The sequence below is a fragment of the Kitasatospora sp. MBT66 genome, from assembly GCF_000710405.2.
GTDB classification, from domain to species: domain Bacteria; phylum Actinomycetota; class Actinomycetes; order Streptomycetales; family Streptomycetaceae; genus Kitasatospora; species Kitasatospora purpeofusca.
On sequence record NZ_JAIY01000010.1, the window covers coordinates 1,025,766 to 1,027,128 of the forward strand.

At 79.2% G+C, this 1,363-nt stretch carries 1 protein-coding gene; it reads left to right on the forward strand.

Annotated features, from left to right (window positions below):
• Positions 1–1,363: hypothetical protein (locus BI06_RS51275; protein ID WP_158516470.1), on the forward strand; the 1,363-nt coding region annotated here is incomplete at both ends.

Sequence of the window (1,363 nt, forward strand, 5' to 3'; positions counted from 1 at the left end):
GGCCCCGCCGCGACCCTCCCGGTGCCGGCCCCCGCCCGCGCCGCGGAACCGGGCCCGTCGGTGCTCCGCGAGGTCGGCCCGCACTTCGTGATCGCCTCCGCCACCGCCCACCCGAGCGAGCTGAAGGCTGCCATCGGCGCCCTGCGGCCCGTCCCCGACGCCGTCGTGGTGATCGCCTCCGCGCCGGACTCGGCCAAGGTCCTGCGCGACCGGATGACCGACCTCGGGGTGATCACCCGCGCCCGGGGCGCCACCCACCTGGTGCTCGCCGCCTCCGGACTGGCCGCCCTCGCCCCCAACGGCCGCCGCCCGGCCGAGGTCGTCGCCGAACGCTCCGGGGTCCCGGTCGTCGCCCCGGACGGCTTGGTGGAGATCACCCCGGCCGGCCACCTCACCGTCAACGACCCCGAGGGCGCGGTCGCACGCTCCTCCTGGTGGCGGTGCGAACCCGGCGAGCAGCCCCGGCGGGTGGCGGGCACGATCGGCGCCGTCGCCCCCGTGGAATCGCGGCGCACCCGACCGACCGCCTTCGTCGAACCGCCCGCCGTTCCGGCCCCCGCCGCCGTCCGGGGCCGGGCGAACGCCGTCCGCGTCCTGCGGCTGCCGGCCGGCTTCTGGCTCACCGACCCGACCGACCCGGCCACCACCCCGCTGCCCGACCTGCGGCTGGCGGCCGCCGCACCCGGCACCGCCGTCATCGTGATCGGCACCCCGACCCGGCCCGTCCTGCTGCCCGAGGACGTCGCCGAGACCGTGCTCTCCCTGCCGCTCGGCTCCGACCGCCCCCTGATCAGCGCCCCGTGGGCGGCCCCCGACGAACTCTCCGCGCTCACCGGCGCGCTGACCGCCCGTACCGCCCGGCCGGTGCAGGCCGCGATCGGCCTGCCCGTCCTCGGCCACGGCGGCCCCACCTCGCGGGTGCTGGACCGCGAGGGCCGGATCGGGTGGGAGCCGTTCCTGCTGCGCCTCTCCTCCGCCCCCGGCTGCCCGACCACGCCCGCCGCCTGGCGCAACGGCGGCGCCGACTGGCGGACCGCCGGGCCCGGGGTGTTCCAGGCGTTCCCGTACTGGGCGCTGGAGGCCGTCCCGGCCGGGCTGTGGCTCCGCCCCGAACCGCCGCACGTGCTCACCCCGCGCTTCCGCCGGCCCGAGCCGAGCCGCCCGCTGCTGATCGTCGGGGAGCGGGACCGCCCGGTGCCCGCCGACGCCTTCGAGGAGCTGGGCGCCCTCCTGGGCCGGCTGCCCGCGGTCGGCGCCGAGGGCTTCGGCCTGCTCGTCCACGGGCTGCTGGAGCCCGACGCCGAGACCGTCGGGCGGTTCGTCGCCCGGACGTACGAGCTGGAGTGGCTCGGCGCCGAGCAGC